The organism is Actinoplanes awajinensis subsp. mycoplanecinus (assembly GCF_001509495.1).
GTDB classification, from domain to species: Bacteria; Actinomycetota; Actinomycetes; order Mycobacteriales; family Micromonosporaceae; genus Actinoplanes; species Actinoplanes palleronii.
In genome coordinates this window covers 63,835-81,921 of record NZ_LLZH01000071.1, presented here as the reverse complement: position 1 = coordinate 81,921, position 18,087 = coordinate 63,835, and the positions used below count along the sequence as shown (strand labels likewise).

Sequence of the window (18,087 nt, the reverse complement as noted above, 5' to 3'; positions counted from 1 at the left end):
CCTCACGCGGGTGGGCGTGAGGCAGTCGTGGTCATGCGCGTGGGGCGCCGACCATGACAGGCGGGTGGGGCCCCGGGCAAGGCCCGTGATCCGCGCGCTGGGCGGGTAGGGAGGGCACTCCCTGCCCGCCCTGTGGATTCTCAGACCGGGACGACGCGCTCGGTACGCAGGGCGTCGATGATCTCGCGCTCGACCCGGGCCGAGTCGTCGTGCAGGACCTGGCAGGTGCCGGCCGCGATGTGCCCGCCGCCGCCGTAGCGGAGCATCACCTCACCGATGTCCACCGGCGAGGTGCGGTCCAGGATCGACTTGCCGCAGGCGAACACCGTGTTCAGCTTCTGCCGGCCCCAGATCACGTGCATCGAGACGCGGGACTCGGGGAACAGCGCGTAGACCATGAACCGGTTGCCCGCCTCGATCACCTCCTCGTCGCGCAGGTCCACCACGACCACGTCGCCCTCGAGGTGGCAGACCCGGTGCAGCTGCTCGACGAACCGTGCCGTGCAGTCGTGGAACAGCTCGGCCCGCTCGGCCACGTCCGGCAGGGCCAGGATGTCGTGCACGTCGGTGTGCTCGATGCAGGCGTCGATGAGCTGCATCATCAGCTGGTAGTTGGAGATCCGGAAGTTGCGGAACCGGCCGAGCCCGGTGCGGCTGTCCATCAGGAAGTTGAGCAGCGTCCAGCCGGTCGGGCTGAGGATGTCGGTGAGCGAGTAGTCCGCCGAGTCCGCCTGGTCGACGGCGAGCATCAGGTCGTTGGAGACCTGCGGGAAGCGCTGCTTGCCGCCGAAGTGGTCGAAGATCACCCGGGCCGCGGACGGCGCGTCGGCGTCGATGATGTGGTTGCTCCGGTCGCCCTCGTTGCGCAGCGTCTCGGAGTGGTGGTGGTCGTAGACCTGGTATGCCCGGGCGTCGTACGGAAGGTTGGTCAGGATGTCCCGGTCCGTCACCTCGACGACACCGTCCTGCACGTCCTTGGGGTGCACGAACATGATGTCGTCGATCATGTCCAGGTGACGCAGCAACACGGCGCATACCAGGCCGTCGAAGTCGCTGCGGGTCACGAGCCGGTACTTCACGGGGTCCCCCTCGGTTGCCAGACCTTATGCGCCCATTTTGCCACTTATATCGGTTAGGTCTTCACCGCATCGAGGGAAGCGGTGAACCACTTGTGATGAAGCCGATCACGAAGCGTCATCGTTGCGCAGTGTTTACCGCCACTTGTGCCCGCCGGCACACATCGCGATGAACCATGGGAGGGGAGCGCTGCGTAAGGTCGAACGGACGGTTACAACCCGGTCGGAGGACACGGAGACGATGGATCAACCTCAGCTCATCATCCAGGAGCGCAGCGCGCCACCGGCCACTCTCGTCATCTTCGGCGCCTCCGGTGACCTCACCCGGCGCAAGCTGCTGCCGGCGATCGAGAGCCTGGCCCGCCACAACCGCCTGCCCGACCAGTTCGCGCTGGTCGGCGTCGCCCGCACGCCGATGTCCGACGAGCAGTTCGCGGACAGCGCGCTGGGCGGCCGGAGCCTGTCGGAGAAGCGTCAGCTGGCCGGCGGCATCCGCTACGTCTCCGGCGGGTACGACGACCCGGAGACCTACAAGCGCCTCGCCGAGACTCTCGACGAGCTCGACGCCCAGCGCGGCACGTCGGGCAACCGGCTGTTCTACCTGTCCACCCCGGCGAACGCGTTCGAGCCGGTCATCTGCGGCCTGGCCGGCGCCGGGCTGAACCACGCGAACGAGGGCTCGTTCGCCCGCCTGGTGATCGAGAAGCCGTACGGGCGGGATGTCGCCACCGCACACGAGCTCGACGGGGTCGTGCACGCCGCGTTCGAGGAGTCGAGCGTCTTCCGGATCGACCACTACCTGGGCAAGGACACCGTCCAGAACGTGCTGGCGCTGCGCTTCGCCAACTCGATCTTCCAGCCGATCTGGGACCGGTCCTGGGTCGACCACGTGCAGATCACGGTCGCCGAGACGCTCGGTGTCGGCACCCGCGGCGGCTTCTACGAGTCGGCCGGCGCGATGCGCGACATCGTGCAGAACCACGTGCTGCAGGTGCTCGCGCTCTCGCTGATGGAGCCGCCGGCCTCGTTCGGCGGTGAGGGTCTGCGCAGCGAGAAGGTGAAGCTGCTGCAGGCGATCCGGCTGCCCACCGACCGGGACATCGCCGACGCCGCCGTGCGCGGGCAGTACACCCGGGGCGGCACCCGCGAGGAGCTGATGGCCGGGTACCGCGAGGAGATCGGCGTCGACCCGCTGTCGCGGACCGAGACGTACGCGGCGCTGCGGCTGAACGTGGACAACTGGCGCTGGGCCGGGGTGCCGTTCTACGTGCGTACCGGCAAGCGGCTGCCGGCCCGGGTCACCGAGGTCGCGCTGCAGTTCCAGCGCCCGCCGCACCTGCCGATCCCGACCAACCAGCTCACCGAGCTGGACGCGGACGCGCTGATCCTGCGGATCCAGCCGAACGAGGGCATCTCGCTGCGCTTCGGCGCGAAGGTCCCCGGTCACACGTTCCGGGTGCGCACGGCCAGCATGGAGTTCTCGTACGACCAGACTTTCGTCGAGGAGTCGCCGGAGGCGTACGAGCGTCTGCTGCTGGACGCGCTGATCGGTGACGCGTCGCTGTTCATCCGCAGTGACGAGGTCGAGCACAGCTGGCGGATCGTCGACCCGATCATCGAGCACTGGGCGAACGACAGGTCGCCGATCCCGACGTACGAGGCCGCGTCCTGGGGGCCGACCGACGCGGACCGGCTGATCGGCCGCAACGGCCGCAAGTGGCGCAACTCGGCCTGACGCGCCCGGAGCACCGGCAAGACTGCGGCGCCGGGCGGGCTCGCATAGGGTGGTCAGGAAGTTCGATCCCCCTATGCGAGCCCCCCGACCCGAAAGATCACACGAAGATGCAGGTATCGGTCGCGCACCACCCACCGAACACGGCCGTCCTCGTCCTGCGCGGTTCGCTCGACATCGACACCGCGCCCGCATTGAAGGCCAACCTCGGCCGCCTCGTCGAACGCCCCGCTCCGCGCGTCATCGTGGACGTCTCCGGTCTCGACTTCTGCGACTCGATGGGCGTCGGGGTGCTGGTCACCGCGCACGGCCGGGCCATGGAGCGCGGCGGCTGGGTCCGCCTCGCCGCCCCGTCGGGCTTCCTGCGCCGCCTGTTCGCCACTCTCGGCCTCAGCGACTATCTGCCGATGTTCGCCGACGTCGCCACCGCCATCAAGGACGACTGAGACCGCTGCTCGGCTCCGGGTGGCTGCCGCTTCCGACCGCGCCCATACGGTACGGATACCGAGCGCCCGTCCGTAGGCTACGAGCCACGCTCACTGATGGTCTCGCGCGAGACCGCGCCCGCACCGGACCGCGGCGCGCCACCGGCTCCTGGCTGGCTCTCAGGGGTGCTTCCGCACCCCTGAGACACCCCCGAGGACCAGCCGGGATCGGGCGCTAGCGGGCGGCGGTGACCACGGCGTCGAGGGCGGCCACGGCGGCGCCGCGGGCGCCGGCCATGTCGAGATCCGCCACCAGGGCGAAGGTGGCGGCCTTGGCCTGCTCGTCGCGGAGCTCGGTGCTCTCCCGGACGGTGTTGAGGAACCACTGCCGGAAGTGCGGGGCGGCCTCGACCACGCCGCCGCCGAGGAAGTAGGCGGCCGGGTCGGTGAAGTTGGCCGCGATGGTGAACAGCTTGCCGATCGCCTTCGCCTGCTGGGTGAAGACCGCCATCGCCAGCGGGTCCTCCTTCTCGCCCAGACCGCGCAGCAGTTTGGCGGCCTTGCCGAGCGGCTCGCCGGCGAGCGGGTGGTCCGGGAAGCGGGTCAGCCAGTACGGCAGCAGGTTGTTCTTGATGCCGGTCAGCGACGCGATCGACTCCACGTCGCCCTCGAAGCCGCAGTTGCACTTCGGCACCGGCTGGCCGTCGTCCAGCACGCCGTGCAGCGGGATCTGCACGTGGCCGAGCTCGCCGGCCATCCCGGCGGCGCCCCGGATCACCTTGCCGTCCTGCACCACTCCCCCGCCGAGGCCGGTGCCGACGATCGCGGCGACCGACGAGTGCTCCGCCGCGGCCGCGCCGAAGTGCCGGTGGTGGGCGTAGAGGGCGGCGGCGTTCGCGTCGTTGTTGTAGATCACCGGCAGGCCGAGGCGGGTCTCGAGCGCGCCCCGGATGTCGAAGCCGTGCCAGGACACCTGGTTGAAGTTCGTCGCGCCCTTGGACGAGATCACCCCGTGCGCGCTGGCCGGGCCGGGCGTGTCCAGGCCGACCGCGCGGACCAGTGACCGCGGGGTGCTGGTCAGTTGCAGGATGCTGGTGAACGCCTGGGCGAGCGACTCGACCGCCGACTCCGGCCCGTCGAGCACCCGGCTCGGGTTCTCCACCAGATTGTTCACCAGGAACTGGCCGGTCGCGTCGAGCACGGTGGCGTTGTTGCAGGTGCCGCCGTTGTCGAGACCGACAACCACCCAGGACGACGGGGTACGTACCGTTTCAGCCTGATCCACAGGGATGATGCTACGGCCGTCACCGGTGTCCGGCCACGGGTGCGCCTGGATTGCGGCTCCGTTAGTCACGGTTGCCGCCGTGCGCCGTCCCGGGGAACGGGCCGAAGCGTCCGGCATGATGACGACGACGCGCCGTACGCTGCTCGCCGGAACCGCCGCGGCGGCGGCCGTGACCTCCGGGATCGTCATCGGTGCCGCGCCGGCGCAGGCCGCGCCCGCGGCGACGTCCCCGGCGGCGCTGCTCGGCGGCGACCCGATCGCGCACCTGCTGCGCCGGGCCACCTTCGGCGCCACCCCGCGGTCGCTGGCCGAGGCGCGCAAGCTCGGCGTGACCGCGTGGCTGGACCGGCAGCTCGACCCGCAGCGGATCGACGACGCGGCCTGCGCGGCCCTGCTGAAGCGCCTGCCGCTGGCGCACGCCACCCCGGCCGCGGTCCGCGCCGCGCTGCCGGAGCACTCCTACGAGGGCTTCGGCCAGCTCGGCCGCGCGGTGATCGCCCGGGCCGCGTGGAGCGAGCGTCAGCTGTTCGAGGTCGTCGCCGGTTTCTGGGCGAACCACCTGCACGTCGCCGCCCCGTCCAGCGGTGTCTGGGACACCCGCGGCGACTACGACGCCCAGGTGATCCGCAAGCACGCGTTCGGCCGGTTCGCCGACATGCTGGCCGCCTCGGCCCGGCACCCGGCCATGCTCACCTACCTGGACCAGCGGTTCTCGACCAAGGCGCACCCGAACGAGAACTACGCCCGCGAGCTGATGGAGCTGCACACCACCGGGCTCGGCTACGACGAGTCGGACGTCCAGGACGCCGCCCGCCTGCTCACCGGCCTGACCGTGAGCAAGGCCGGCGGCTACGTGTACGACGCCGCCAGGCACGCCACCGGTCCGGTCGACATCCTCGGCTTCCGGCACGCGAATACCGCGGCCGACGGGGAGCGCACCGCGCTGGCCTTCCTCGACCACCTGGCGAAGCTCCCGGCGACCGCCGAGCGGCTGGCCCGCAAGCTGTGTGCCCGGTTCGTCGCCGACGAGCCGCCGGCCGCGCTGGTCACCCGCCTGGCGAAGGTGTACCTGGACCACGACACCGCGATCGTCCCGGTGCTGCGTGCCCTGTTCACCTCGGCCGAGTTCGCCGCCGCGATCGGCCAGAAGGTCCGCACCCCGTTCGAGGACCTGGTCGCCACGGTCCGGACGCTCGGGCTGGCACCGGAGGCGAGCGGGGTGAAGGCCCTGGACGCGCTCTACAACGTGCTGGTCGCGGCCGGCAACGCGCCGTTCCGCTGGGCTCCGCCGAACGGGTTCCCGGACGTCGCGGCGATCTGGGCGTCGCCGTCGGTGTTCCTGATGCGCTGCAACCTGCACCTGAACCTGGCCACCGGCTGGTACCCGAAGCAGCTGGGCCGGCCCGCCGACCTGCTGACGTCCCTGGTCCCGGCGATGCCGGCGACCTACGGCGGGCTTGTCGACGCGCTCGCCACCCGGCTGATCGGCGCACCGCTGCCGGCCGCGCACACCGCGGCCGTGCTCAGTGTTGCCGGGAAGTCGCCGACCAGTGGAGTCGACAAGTCCCTCGCCGGCCACGCGCCCTACCTGATCGCGCTGGTCCTCGACGCACCGCCCTTCCAGCTGAGGTGATCATGAAGACCGAACTGTGCTGCGACGAGAACCGCACGGCCCGGCCCACCCGTCGCGGGGTGCTGGCCGCCGGACTGGCCGGGCTCGCCGGTGCCACGCTGAGCACGAAGATGGCGTTCGCGGCCGGCGCCTACTCCGGCGACACCCTGGTGGTGCTGTCGCTGCGGGGTGGCTTCGACGGGCTGTCCGCGGTCGTGCCGATCGGCGACCCGGCGTACTACGCGGCGCGGCCGGCCATCGGCGTACCGAAAAATCTGGTGATCGCCGGTGACGGGACCTTCGGTCTGCACCCGGCACTCGCGCCGCTGCTGCCGCTCTGGAAGAGCGGCGGTCTGGCGGCGGTGCACGCGGTCGGCCAGCCGAATCCGACCCGTTCGCACTTCGCCGCGATGGACGCGATGGAGAACGCCGCGCCGGGCACCTCGATCCGCAGCGGCTGGCTGGACCGGATGCTCGGCCTGACCGGGGCGAGCGCGCCGCTGGCCGGGGTGTCGCTGGGCCACAGCATGCCGGCCCGGATCCTGCTCGGCCCGGCCGGCGACGTCGCGATGACCGGAATCGACGAGTTCCTCCTGTCCGGGAACGACAAGCGGCCGATGGCCGCGGCGCTGCGCGCGATGTACGCCGACGCGCCGGCCACCCTCGCCGCGCCCGCCAGGTCCGCCGACCGCGCACTGTCCGCGGTTTCCACGATCAAAACTGTTCCGTACGCGGTGAGCGGCGGCGCCAAGTACCCGGCCACCGAGCTGGGCGGGGCGCTGCGGGACGTGGCCCGGCTGATCAAGGCGAAGGCCGGCCTGGTCACGGCGGCGGTGGACTGCGGCGACTGGGACATGCACGAGGGCCTCGGCACGGCCGTCAAGGGTCAGCGGATGCACGACAACCTGACCGATCTGGCCCAGGCTCTGGCCGCGTTCACCACGGATCTCGGCGTGGACGGCATGAGGAACGTGACGGTGCTGACGATCAGCGAGTTCGGCCGCCGGGTGCAGGAGAACGCGTCGCGGGGCACCGACCACGGGCACGGCAACGCGATGCTGCTGCTCGGCGGGGGCATCCGCGGCGGCAAGGTCTACACGAGCTGGCCGGGGCTGTCCCCCGGCGCGCTGGTCGCCGGTGACCTGGCGGCGACCACCGACTATCGCGCGGTGATCGGCGAGGTGCTGCAGAAGCGCTGCGGGTTCGGCGCTCTCGACGGCGTCTTCCCCGGGGTCAAGCCGTCGGCGTTCGGGCTGGCCGCGGCCCGGACATAAAAATACGGGACCGCCACGAGTGTGTGGCGGCCCCGTATCTCGAGGGGTTGTGCGTCCTACTTGCCGCCGGCCGTGCGGCGCTTGCTCCACACGTCGAAGGCGACCGCGGCGAGCAGCACCGCGCCCTTGACGAACATGACCGTCTCGGTCTGCCAGCCGAGCAGGCCGGCGCCGTTGTTGATGACACCCATGATCAGACCACCGGTGATCGCGCCGACCACCTTGCCGACACCACCCTGGACGGCGGCGCCGCCGATGAACGCGGCCGCGATGGCGTCCAGCTCGAAGCTGTTGCCGGCGGTCGGGCCGGCCAGGTTCAGCCGTCCGGCGAAGATGATGCCGGCCACCGCGGACAGCACGCCCATGTTGACGAACAGCCAGAACACCACCGACTTGACCTTGACGCCGGAGAGCGTCGCGGCCTGCAGGTTGCCACCGACCGCGTAGATCTGCCGGCCGAACACGGCCCGGTTGGTGACCAGCGTGTACACGAACACCAGCACCGCGAGCAGCACCAGGACCCAGGGCAGGTTGCGGAACCGGGCGAGCTGCACGACCAGGAACATCACCAGGATGGCCGGCAGGATCGCCTTGGTCAGGAACAGCCACAGCGGGTCGACGGCCTGGGAGAACTTCACCCGGCCGGCGCGGGCCCGCCACTGCATCACGACCATGCCGACCACGACCAGCAGGCCGACGATGATGCTGAACGCGTCCGCGCCGCCCAGCGGGCCGAGCGGGATGTTCTTCAGGAAACCGGGGGTGAAGCCGTTGGCCAGGGTCCGGATGTCGTCCGGGAACGGGCCGATGCCCTGGTTGCCCAGGATGCGGTAGGTGACCGCGCGGAACAGCAGCATGCCGGCCAGGGTCACGATGAAGGCGGGGATACCGAAGTACGCCACCCAGTAGCCCTGCCACGCGCCGACCAGCGCGCCGAAGACCAGCGTCGCGACGACCGCGATCGGCCAGGCCACGTGCCAGTCGACCATCATCACCGCGGCGAACGCGCCGGAGGCCGCCACCACCGAGCCGACCGAGAGGTCGATGTGCCCGGCGATGATGATCAGCACCATGCCGATCGCGAGCACCAGGATGTACGAGTACTGCACGATGATGTTGCTGAGGTTCTGCGGCGCGAGCAGGTCACCACCGGTCAACGCGGTGAAGATCACGATCGTCAGCGCGAGCGCGATGTAGATGCCGCTCTGCTTCAGGTCGAAGTTGACCTTCCGGGGTGCCTTGTCCGGGGCACCGGCCGGGCCCTTGCTGATCGACATGTCAGCGTTGGTAGGTGCGACGGTCACGGCGCCACCTCCTGTTCTTCCTTCGTCATGAGCGTCATGAGGCTCTCCTGCGTGGCCCCGGCGCGGTCCACCTCACCGGTGATCCGGCCCGCCGAGAGGGTGTAGATACGGTCGCAGATCCCGAGCAGCTCGGGCAGCTCGGAGGAGATGACCAGGATGGCCTTCCCCTCGTCGGCGAGCCGGTTGATGATCGTATAGATCTCGTACTTCGCGCCGACGTCGATCCCGCGGGTCGGCTCGTCGAGGATCAGCACGTCCGGGTCAGTGAAGATCCACTTGGACAGCACGACCTTCTGCTGATTACCGCCGGAGAGCTTGCCGACCACCGACTCGACACTCGGCGCCTTGATGTTCATGCTGGCCCGGAACTCGTCGGCGACCTTGCGCTCCTCGTTGCCGTCCACCCAGCCGCCCTTGGCGAGCTTGGACAGGCCGGCGGCCGAGACGTTGCGCTTGATGTCCTCGATCAGGTTCAGGCCGTACCGCTTGCGGTCCTCGGTCGCGTACGCGATGCCGTGGTTGATCGCCTCACGGACGTTGCGGGCCTGGATCTCCTTACCGTCCTTGATCAGGCGGCCGGAGATGTTCACCCCGTACGAACGGCCGAAGACGCTCATCGCGAGCTCGGTGCGTCCCGCGCCCATCAACCCGGCCAGTCCGACGATCTCCCCGCGCCGCAACGTCAGGTTCGCCTTGCGGACCAGTGCCCGATCCGGCTGCGTCGGGCTGTGCACGGTCCAGTCCTCGATCCGCAGCACCTCCTCGCCGATCGTCGACTCGTGCTCCGGGTACCGGTTCTCGAGGCTCCGGCCGACCATGCCCGCGATGATCTTTTCTTCGCTGAGGTTGTCGATGTCCTCGGTCCAGATCGTCTTGCCGTCACGCAGAATGGTGACGCGATCCGAAATGCCCATCACCTCGTTGAGCTTGTGCGAGATGATGACGCAGGTGATGCCCTGGTCACGCAGTCCGCGCAGCAGGTTCAGCAGGTGCTCGGAGTCGTCGTCGTTGAGCGCCGCGGTGGGCTCGTCGAGGATCAGCAGCTTGACGTCCTTGGAGAGCGCCTTGGCGATCTCCACGAGCTGCTGCTTGCCGACACCCAGCTGGATCACCGGGGTGACGGCCTTCTCGTCCAGACCGACACGGCGCAGCAGTTCGTCCGCCGCCTGGTTGGTCTCGTTCCAGTTGATCCAGCCGCGCTTGCTCCGCTCGTTGCCGAGGAAGATGTTCTCGGCGATCGAGAGGTTCGAGGCGAGCGCCAGCTCCTGGTGGATGATGACGATGCCCCGGTGCTCGCTGTCGCGGATACCGGCGAAGCTGCAGGGTTCGCCCTCGAACTCGATGTCACCCTCGTAGGTGCCGTGCGGGTAGACCCCGGACAGCACCTTCATCAGGGTCGACTTGCCGGCCCCGTTCTCGCCGCAGACCGCGAGGATCTCGCCCCTGCGCACTTCCAGGTTGACATCCTGCAGCGCCTTGACGCCCGGGAACGTCTTGGTGATGCCGCTCATCCGCAGGATCGTGTCGGTCATGAAGACCCTCCTATGGGCCGGTGAAGCCCCGCGCCCCGCCCGCTGGGGGCGGGCGGGGCGCGGGGGTTCAGATCACTTCAGCTGGTCGGCCGTGTAGTAGCCGCCGTCGATGATGACCTTCTGGTAGTTGTCCTTGTCGACGATGACCGACTCGAGCAGCTGGGCCGGGACGACCTTCTTGCCGTTGTCGTAGTCCGTGGTGTTGTTCGTGGTCGGGGTCTGACCCTTGAGGATCGCGTCGGCCATCTCACCGGTCACCTTGGCCAGCTGGCGGGTGTCCTTGTAGATGGTCGAGTACTGCTCACCCGCGATGATCGACTTGACCGACGCCAGCTCGGCGTCCTGACCGGTGACGGTCGGGTACTTCTGCGCGGCGGTGCCGTAGCCACCCGACTTCAGGGCGGACAGGATACCGATCGAGATGCCGTCGTAGGGCGAGAGCACGCCGTTGATCTTGACCGAGCCCTTGTAGGTCGAGGTCAGGATGTTCTCCATGCGCTTCTGGGCCGTCTCCGGGTCCCAGCGCAGGGTCGCGACGGTCTTGAAGTCGACCTGGCCGGACTTCACGACCAGCGTGCCGTCCTTGATGTACGGGTCGAGGATGCTCTTCGCGCCGTTGAAGAAGAACGTCGCGTTGTTGTCGTCCGGCGAGCCGGCGAACAGCTCGATGTTGAACGGGCCCTTCGCGTCGCCCTTGCTGCCGTCCGCCTTGAGCACGCCCAGGCCGGTCAGCAGCGAGGTGGCCTGCTGCACGCCGACCTTGAAGTTGTCGAACGTCGTGTAGTAGTCGACGTTCGCGTTGCCACGGATCAGCCGGTCGTACGAGATGACCGGGATGTTCGCGGCCTTCGCGTTGTCCAGCTGGCTCGACAGCGCGGTGCCGTCGATCGACGCGATGATCAGAAGCTTGGCGCCCTTGGTGATCTGGCTGTCCAGCTGCTGGGTCTGCGTCGGGATGTCGTTCTCCGCGTACTGCAGGTCGACCTTGTAGCCCAGACCCTCGAGCTGCGACTTCAGGTTGTCGCCGTCGTGGATCCAGCGCTCCGAGGACTTCGTCGGCATGGTGATGCCGATCAGCGCGCCGGCGGTGTCGCCACCGGTCGTCGCCTTGTCCGAGGTCTTCTCGGCGTCACCACAAGCGGCCATCGTGGCCACCAGCGAGGCAGCGGCGAAAGCGGCCGCAAGCCGGGTGTATTTCACGGTGGATTCTCCTCTTTGAGAGCGGTGTTACAGGGGGCGGGCCAGGCGGTGGTACGCCTGATTCCACCGCACCCGGTCGGCGAAGTCGTCGCTCGTGGTGCGGTCATCGATGAGCAGAAGCTCGGTCTGGGCCATCGTCGCGAAGTCCCGGAGGACCTCGGCTCCGACGGCCTGGGTGAGAACCGTGTGGTGCGGTCCTCCGGCGGTGAGCCAGCACTCCGCCGACGTCGAGAGCGTCGGGGCGGGCTTCCACACCGCGCGGGCAACGGGCAGGTGGGGCAGCGGCTCGTCCGGCGGCACGACCTCGATCACGTTCGCCACCAGGCGGAACCGGTCACCCAGGTCGGCCAGGCCGACGACGACACCCGGGCCGGGCGCGGCGTCGAAGACCAGCCGGACCGGGTCCTCGCGGCCGCCGATCCCCAGCGGGTGGATCTCCACGCGGGGCTTCGAGGACGCGATGGTCGGGCAGACCTCGAGCATATGTGCCCCGAGGATCTTCGGCTCGCCCGGACCGAAGTGGTACGTGTAGTCCTCCATGAACGAGGTGCCCATGTCGCTGCCGGCACCCATCGCCTTCACGGTGGCCAGCAGGGCGGAGGTCTTCCAGTCACCCTCGCCGCCGAACCCGTACCCGTCGGCCATCAGCCGCTGGACGGCCAGGCCGGGCAGCTGGCGCAGGCCGCCGAGGTCCTCGAAGTTGGTGGTGAAGGCGCCGAAACCGCCCTCGGTGAGGAACTGGCGCAGGCCCGCCTCGATCCGGGCGCCGTAGCGCAGCGAGTCGTGCCGGTCGCCGCCCTTGGCCAGCTCCGGCGCCAGGTCGAAGAGCTCGGCGTACTCGGCGACCAGGTCGTCGATCGCCTTCTCGTCGACCGCGTCGACGACCTCGACCAGGTCGTTCACGCCGTACGTGTTGACCGAGACGCCGAAGCGCAGCTCGGCCTCGACCTTGTCGCCCTCGGTGACCGCGACGTCGCGCATGTTGTCACCGAAGCGGGCCAGGCGCAGCGTGCGCATCCGCTGCAGGCCGGCCGCGGCCTTCGCCCAGCCGTCGATCCGGGCGGACACCACCGGGTCGCTGACGTGCCCGGCCACCGTCTTGCGCGGAACGCCGAGACGGGACTGGATGAAACCGAACTCCCGGTCGCCGTGCGCGGCCTGGTTGAGGTTCATGAAGTCCATGTCGATGGACTCCCACGGCAGCGAGATGTTGTGCTGCGTGTGCAGGTGCAGCAGCGGCTTGCGCAGCGCGTCCAGACCGGAGATCCACATCTTGGCCGGCGAGAACGTGTGCATCCAGGCGATCACACCGATCACGTCCGGATGCGCGTTCGCCTCCAGCATCACCCGCTTGATCGCGCCCGAGTCGGTGAGCACCGGCTGGGCGACGATCTCGGCGCCCACGCCGGCCGCCAGGGTCCGCTGGATCTCAGCGGACTGGTCGGCGACCTGCTGCAGCGTCTCCGGACCGTACAGGTGCTGGCTGCCGGTCAGAAACCAGATCTGCGGTTTCATCGGTTTTCCTTCGGTTCGACGGTGGTGCTGTTACCGGGCTCGGTCACCCGTTCGCCACTGGCGCATGACGTACACGACGTTCATCGTGCAGTACCGAGCACTCGGTGAAGAGCTCGTTGTAGATCTTGACTGCTTCCGAGTACGCCGGACGGCCGCGGTCGGCACCCGGGACACGGGTCGGCTCAGCGGACATCGGGAATACCTCCACGGCGGGAGCCGGTAGGGTGGCGGCGGCCACACCTCGGCGGGAGAACCCAGTGTTATCGCTAACAAAACTCGTGTCAACGGCTCTTCGCAACAACGAGGTAACGGCCGCTTAACCCGCCCGTGCAGGCCGCTCAGGCGGGCGGCGCCACGCTCTCACGCACTACCAATTGTGCCGGAACGATCACGGTATCGGCGGGCACCGGCGCTTCTTTCATCTGACCCAGCAGCAGGGTGAGCGCGGCCCGGGCCACGTCGCCGAAGGACTGCCGCACGGTGGTCAGCGGCGGGATGAAGTACGCCGCCTCGGGCACGTCGTCGAAACCGATCACGCTGACGTCGTGCGGCACCCGGCGGCCACGCTCGTGCAACGCCCGCAGCACACCCATGGCCAGGTGGTCGTTGGCCGCGAAGACCGCGGTGACCTCGGGCATCCGGGCCAGCATCTGCCCGGCGCGGTACCCCTCGGCGGCCGACCAGTCCGCGCTCAGCAGCGGCGGCACCTCACGGCCGGCCTCCTGCAGCGTCTGCCGCCAGCCGTGGATCCGGCCGGCCGAGTCGAACCACTCGGTCGGCCCGGAGACGTGCCAGACCGTCTCGTGGCCGGCCTCCAGGAGGTGCCGCACCGCGGCCCGGGCGCCGGCCACCTGATCCACCGTGACCAGCGGACGGCCGGCCGCCGGGTCGCCGTCGATGAACACCACCGGCACGTCGGCCGGGATCTCCGCCAGGGCCTCGGTGGCCGACGCGACCTGGGCGATCACCACCAGGCCGGCGACCCGCTGGTCCAGATGTCGGTCCACCACCGCGGAGATCGAGTCGCGGTCCAGCTCGCGGACGCTGCCCACGCTCACCGCGAAACCGGCGTCCGCGGCGGCCTGCTCGAACTCGGTCAGCATCGAGGCCGGGCCGTACAGCATGCTGTTGCGGGCGACCACGCCGATCAGCTGGGAACGGCCGGTGACCAGGGCCCGGGCCGCCCGGTTGGGGCGGTAGCCGAGCTCGGCGATGGCGGCGCGCACCCGCAGGCGGGTCTGCTCCTTGACGTTGGGATGGTCGTTGAGGACGCGGGAGACGGTCTGGTGGGAGACCCCGGCCAGCCGCGCCACGTCCGTCATCGCCGGGGAACGGGATCCCTTGGTCTCCACTTGCGCACCTCGCCAGGTCCGGATCTGATGGAGCGTACGGCGAGCCGCGCGTCTCCCGATGTGGGAAATGTTATCGATAACAATGCTCGGTCCGCGAGCCCGTCGCGGCAGGCTGTGCACAGCCCCGTACTCTCGGCTGCGATGGACGGGAAACCCATGATCAGCAGCCACGTCGAGCCCGGCTCCGCGGGCGACGAGGGATTCACCTCCCTGCGCCGGCCCGCACGGCCGCGCGCCGAACGATACGAGATGGGCCGCTCGTTGCGCGAGCGGTCCCCCCGGTCGGACATGGCGCAGTGGCGTCCGGGCGCCTCCCGGCCCGACCCGGTGGCCCAGGTGGCCGACTCGCACGAGGGCCGGTTGCCCTGGCTCGTCCCGGTCCGGGTGGGCCGCATGATCGCCAACCCGTACGCGTTCCTGCGCGGCACCGCCGGGCTGATGGCCGACGACTTCGCCACCCTGCCGCACACCGGCATCACCCCGGTCATCTGCGGCGACGCCCACCTCGGCAACTTCGGGTTCTACGCCTCACCGGAGCGCGAGCTGGTCTTCGACCTCAACGACTTCGACGAGGCGCACCCCGGCCCCTGGGAGTGGGACCTGCGCCGCCTGGTGGTCAGCGTCTACGTGGCCGGCCGGGTCAACGGCTTCCGCGAGCACGAGTGCGCCGACGCCGTGCAGCACTGCGTCGAGGAGTACCGCGAGCAGATCTCCGACCTGTCCGGCCGTCCGCTGCTGGCCCGGTCGTTCGACCAGCTCAACGTGGACGCGATGCGGTCGGCGGCGAGCAAGGCCAGCTTCCGCGACGAGATCGAGCGGGCCGCCCGCCGGGCCCGCCGGCGCACCAGCGACCGCGCGCTGCCCCGGTTCACCGAGCGCCGCGACGGCACCCGGCGGCTGGTCACCGAGCCGCCGGTGATCACCCGGCCGCCGGACGGTGACCGGGAGCTGGTCGAGGAGGCCCTGGACGGGTACCTGAACACGCTCAAGCCGCACTGGGCGCGGATCCTCGGCGGGTACCGGATCGTCGACGTCGCGCACAAGGTGGTCGGCGTGGGGTCGGTGGGGCTGCGGGCCTACGTCGCGCTGTGCGAGGGCAGCGACCCCGAGGACGTGGTGTTCCTGCAGCTCAAGCAGGCCCGCCGGTCGGTCATCGCGAAACATCAGCACGGCGCGCTGGCCTGGCACCGGCACCAGGGCCAGCGGGTGGTGGAATACCAGCAGGCGCTGCAGACCGTCAGCGACCCACTGCTCGGCTGGACCACCGTGGGCGAGCACCAGTACTACGTGCGGCAGTTCCGTGACATGAAGGGCGCCATCCTCGTCGAGGACATCAACGCCGGCGCGCTCGCCGACTACGCCGGGATCTGCGGCTACCTGCTGGCCAAGTCGCACGCCCGGACCAGCGGGGCGTCGATGATCGCCGGGTATGTCGGTGGCAGCGACAAGATGGACGAGTCGCTGGCCCGTTTCGCCCGCACCTACGCCGACCAGGTGGAGCGCGACCACACCGCGCTGGTCGCCGCTGTCCGGCGCGGCCAGCTGGCGGCCGAGACCGCATGACAACCGTTTTGGGTACGACCAGAGGAGAGCAAGCGTGAGCGGGACCGTGCCGATGGAATCGCCGGCGCTGCGGGAGTTCTGGGTCGAGCGGCACCTGTGCACGCTGACCACGCTGCGGGCCGACGGGTCGCCGCACGTGGTCGCGGTCGGCGCCACCCTCGACCCGGTCACCGGGATCGCCCGGGTGATCGCGTCCGGTGGCTCGGCGAAGGTCCGGCACGTCCGCAACGGCCAGCAGCGGGTGGCGATCTGCCAGCTCGACGGGCCGCGCTGGAGCACCGTCGAGGGGATCGCGGTGATCCGCGACGACCCGGAGACGGTCGCCGACGCGGAACGCCGGTACGCCGCGCGCTACCGGATCCCGCGGCCGAACCCGGCCCGGGTGGTGATCGAGGTGTCGGTGACCCGGGTGCTCGGCTCGGCCTCACTGCTCCCGTCGGCCTCGTCCCCGCCCGCTTCGGCTCCCGCCGCCTCGGCGCCGGCCGCTTCCGCGCCGGCCGCTTCGGCGCCGGTCCCGGTTCCGCCGGCCGCTGCTCCGCGCTGACGCCGCCATCGGCGCAGCGCCACCACGGCCAGCACGATCAGCCCGGTGGTCACCATGATCGCGCCGGGGAACTTCACCATGTGCGCGAGCCCCTCACCGTCCGGCAGCACGGCGAACGCCGCGACGATCGCCACCGCCATCACCGCCCGGGTCCGCACGGTGGTGGCGGCCAGCAGGATCAGCGGCCACAGCGCATACCAGGAGAGCACCACCGGGGCCAGCGCCACCGTGGCGACCAGCGCGAGGGCCGCGCCGTGGAGCGCGGCCCGGCCCGGGTCGGCCCGGTACCGCAGCGCCCGGACCCAGATCGCGACCAGCGCGACGGCGAGGACGGCCAGGGCGGCCGCCCGGGCCGCCGGGACCGCGTTGAAACCGGCGTCGAACGGCCGGCCGAGATAGGTCAGCGTCATCCCGACCGCGGTCGGCAGCGAGGAGAACTGGACCAGGATCTCGCTCTCCCGCAGCCCGGCGATCCAGCCGTAACCCAGCCCACCGGCCGCGGTGATCCCGGCGAACGTCGCCACCGCCGCCCCACCGACCCCCACTCCCCCGACGACCAGCCCGCGCCCCAGATCCCAGCTGGTCCTCAGGGGTGTCTCGGAGTCCCCGAGACACCCCTGAGAGCCAGCCGGGGCCTGGCGGGCCGGGGCGGCTTTCCGGTTGTCGCGGAGCGCGGCGGTGACCAGCAGGATCGCGAACGGGATGGCGACCACGGCGGTGGCTTTGACCGCTACCGCACAGCCCAGCAGCGCGCCGGCGCCGAGCACCGCGGCCGGGTGCCGGGGGAAGCGGGCCACCAGGGCGAGCCCGCCGATCAGGAAGCCGAGCATCAGCGCGTCGTTGTGCGGGCCGCCGAGCAGGTGCGCGCCGATCAACGGGCCGGCCAGGGCCACCCACAGCGCCCGGGCCGGCGGCACCCCGCAGCGGCGGGCCAGCGCCGGCAGGCCCGCCGCGACGCCGGCCATCCCGGCCAGCGCGAGCAGCCGGAACAGCAGCAGCGGCACGGTCATCCCGGCGTCGACCGGCAGCGTGTCGGCGAGCCACAGCACCCCGGCCGCGGCCAGCACGAACAGCGGCCCGTACGGCGTCAGCGTGTCCCGCCACAGCGGCGCCACGTCGTCCAGCCACGTGCAGGGCAGCGCCGTCGCGGTGTGCGTGTACGGGCTCAGCCCGTGCCGGTACAGCTCGCCCTGGCAGGCGTAGGAGTACACGTCCCGGCTCCCGTACGGCGGCGCCAGCAGGAACGGCGCCGACCACAGCGCGACGGTGCCCAGCACCCAGCGCGGCGTGAACGTCCGGTCCCGGCCGCTCCACCAGGCGTACCCCTGGATCGCGGTGCCCACCAGCCAGCAGCACAGCACCGCCGGGCCGTGCCCACCGATCCCGGCGGCGACCGCGAGCAGCACCGCACCGCCGAAGCCGGTCCAGCGCAGCATCCGCGAGCTCACCACCGTCAGATCGTCGCGATGCTGGATGAGCGGAAGGCCAGGCCTGGACGAACGCCAGACGGCCATCCGGTTCGGTGAATGTTCACCCGGGTCCGTTCTTATCGAGGTCGAGGAATGGAGGCAACCAACCATGGCATTCTCGGCCACCCTGGCAAGCGTCACGCTCGCCGCCACCCTGACCGTCCCCCCGGGCGCCGGCCGGCGCGCTGATCCGTACCGAAAAGA

At 70.4% G+C, this 18,087-nt stretch carries 13 protein-coding genes and 1 pseudogene; 6 read left to right on the top strand and 8 right to left on the bottom strand.

Annotated features, from left to right (window positions below; all coding sequences use genetic code 11):
- Window positions 1-140: 140 nt before the first annotated feature.
- Entirely contained in the window at window positions 141-1,079 is a 939-nt protein-coding gene (locus ADL15_RS11460; protein ID WP_067688161.1) for an exopolyphosphatase, read from the bottom strand.
- Window positions 1,080-1,317: 238 nt separating this feature from the next.
- On the opposite strand from ADL15_RS11460, the gene zwf reads away from it, so the two are divergent.
- Both zwf and ADL15_RS11450 read left to right on the top strand, forming a co-directional pair.
- Entirely contained in the window at window positions 1,318-2,811 is a 1,494-nt protein-coding gene (gene zwf / locus ADL15_RS11455) for a glucose-6-phosphate dehydrogenase (RefSeq protein WP_083971149.1), read from the top strand.
- A gap of 107 nt (window positions 2,812-2,918) precedes the next feature.
- Window positions 2,919-3,254 carry an STAS domain-containing protein gene (locus ADL15_RS11450; RefSeq protein WP_067688156.1) on the top strand — a complete coding sequence of 112 codons (336 nt, stop codon included), beginning with the start codon at window positions 2,919-2,921 and terminating at the stop codon, window positions 3,252-3,254.
- Between the two features lie 214 nt (window positions 3,255-3,468).
- On the opposite strand, the gene ADL15_RS11445 is transcribed toward ADL15_RS11450, so the two are convergent.
- Window positions 3,469-4,518, bottom strand: a complete 1,050-nt coding sequence (locus ADL15_RS11445) for an ROK family protein (protein WP_067688153.1) — start codon at window positions 4,516-4,518, stop codon at window positions 3,469-3,471.
- Window positions 4,519-4,597: 79 nt separating this feature from the next.
- Between ADL15_RS11445 and ADL15_RS11440 the strand changes: the two genes are divergently transcribed.
- Both ADL15_RS11440 and ADL15_RS11435 read left to right on the top strand, forming a co-directional pair.
- On the top strand, window positions 4,598-6,151 hold the full coding sequence (locus tag ADL15_RS11440; protein WP_232344027.1) for a DUF1800 domain-containing protein: 1,554 nt from the start codon (window positions 4,598-4,600) through the stop codon (window positions 6,149-6,151).
- Between the two features lie 2 nt (window positions 6,152-6,153).
- The gene (locus tag ADL15_RS11435; RefSeq protein WP_067688151.1) at window positions 6,154-7,404 is read left to right on the top strand and encodes a DUF1501 domain-containing protein; all 1,251 of its coding nucleotides are present in this window, start codon (window positions 6,154-6,156) and stop codon (window positions 7,402-7,404) included.
- Between the two features lie 56 nt (window positions 7,405-7,460).
- Here ADL15_RS11435 and mmsB read toward each other — a convergent pair whose 3' ends face one another.
- The 5 genes from mmsB to ADL15_RS11410 form a co-directional block, all read right to left on the bottom strand.
- Window positions 7,461-8,708 (bottom strand): multiple monosaccharide ABC transporter permease, encoded by a 1,248-nt coding sequence (mmsB, locus tag ADL15_RS11430; protein WP_198170723.1) that lies wholly within the window; start codon window positions 8,706-8,708, stop codon window positions 7,461-7,463.
- Window positions 8,705-10,240, bottom strand: a complete 1,536-nt coding sequence (gene mmsA, locus ADL15_RS11425; RefSeq protein WP_067688148.1) for a multiple monosaccharide ABC transporter ATP-binding protein — start codon at window positions 10,238-10,240, stop codon at window positions 8,705-8,707. Before mmsA ends, mmsB begins: the two co-directional genes overlap by 4 nt.
- A gap of 72 nt (window positions 10,241-10,312) precedes the next feature.
- Window positions 10,313-11,440, bottom strand: a complete 1,128-nt coding sequence (gene chvE, locus ADL15_RS11420) for a multiple monosaccharide ABC transporter substrate-binding protein (RefSeq protein ID WP_067688145.1) — start codon at window positions 11,438-11,440, stop codon at window positions 10,313-10,315.
- A gap of 27 nt (window positions 11,441-11,467) precedes the next feature.
- Entirely contained in the window at window positions 11,468-12,955 is a 1,488-nt protein-coding gene (gene araA, locus ADL15_RS11415) for an L-arabinose isomerase (RefSeq protein WP_067688143.1), read from the bottom strand.
- 338 nt (window positions 12,956-13,293) lie between these two features.
- Window positions 13,294-14,277: a LacI family DNA-binding transcriptional regulator gene (locus tag ADL15_RS11410; RefSeq protein WP_067688140.1), complete on the bottom strand. Its 984-nt coding sequence runs from the start codon at window positions 14,275-14,277 to the stop codon at window positions 13,294-13,296.
- A gap of 171 nt (window positions 14,278-14,448) precedes the next feature.
- On the opposite strand from ADL15_RS11410, the gene ADL15_RS11405 reads away from it, so the two are divergent.
- Window positions 14,449-15,870: a DUF2252 domain-containing protein gene (locus tag ADL15_RS11405; protein ID WP_157441307.1), complete on the top strand. Its 1,422-nt coding sequence runs from the start codon at window positions 14,449-14,451 to the stop codon at window positions 15,868-15,870.
- 52 nt (window positions 15,871-15,922) lie between these two features.
- A pseudogene (locus tag ADL15_RS55260) lies at window positions 15,923-16,297 on the top strand (TIGR03618 family F420-dependent PPOX class oxidoreductase); the annotation flags it as partial.
- On the opposite strand, the gene mptB reads toward ADL15_RS55260, so the two are convergent.
- A complete protein-coding gene (gene mptB, locus ADL15_RS11400) occupies window positions 16,222-17,865 on the bottom strand; it encodes a polyprenol phosphomannose-dependent alpha 1,6 mannosyltransferase MptB (protein WP_338025529.1) in 1,644 nt (547 codons plus the stop codon). The pseudogene ADL15_RS55260 and the gene mptB sit on opposite strands and share 76 nt — an antisense overlap.
- Window positions 17,866-18,087: the final 222 nt, after the last annotated feature.